A 726-nucleotide genomic window follows, 5' to 3' on the forward strand; every position below is an offset into this window, starting at 1 on the left:
TACTCGAAAAAGGCTCGGAGATCGGGGCGCATATCCTCTCGGGCGCGGTCATGGACCCGCGCGCCATCACCGAACTGATCCCCGACTGGAAGGACAAAGGCGCGCCGCTGGACGTTCCCGTCACCGAGGACCGTTTCCTGTTCCTCACCGCAACCGGCGCGAAGGCCGTGCCCAACTGGGCGCTGCCGGATAACTTCAGGAACCACGGCAACTACGTCATTTCGCTCGCGAACGTGACGCGCTGGCTGGGTCAGCAGGCCGAGGCGCTCGGCGTCGAAATTTTCCCGGGTTTTCCCGCCGCCGAAGTGCTCTATAACGAAGACAGCTCCGTTAAGGGCGTCGCGACCGGGAACCTCGGCATCGGCAAGGACGGCGAGCCGACCGAAAATTTCCAGCTCGGCATGGAACTGCACGCGAAGTACACACTGTTCTGCGAGGGCGCGCGTGGGCACCTCGGGCGGCAACTGAGCGACAGGTTCAGGCTGCGCGATGGCGCCGATCCGCAGGTCTACGGCATCGGCATCAAGGAACTGTGGGAAATCGATCCCGCGAAGCACAAGCCGGGCCTCGTGATGCACACAGCCGGCTGGCCGCTCGAAAACGATACGTACGGCGGCTCGTTCCTTTATCACCTGGACAACAACCAGATCGTGGTCGGCTTCGTCGTTGGTCTTGGCTATTCGAATCCGTATCTGTCGCCGTTCGAGGAATTCCAGCGCTACAAGA

1 protein-coding gene is annotated in these 726 nt (G+C 62.1%); it reads left to right on the forward strand.

All coding sequences use genetic code 11. The features are described 5' to 3' along the window. Positions 1–726: NAD(P)/FAD-dependent oxidoreductase (locus F3J19_RS32305; protein ID WP_167050549.1), on the forward strand; the 726-nt coding region annotated here is incomplete at both ends.

The organism is Burkholderia sp. Ax-1724 (assembly GCF_011752995.1).
Classification (GTDB): Bacteria; Pseudomonadota; Gammaproteobacteria; order Burkholderiales; family Burkholderiaceae; genus Paraburkholderia.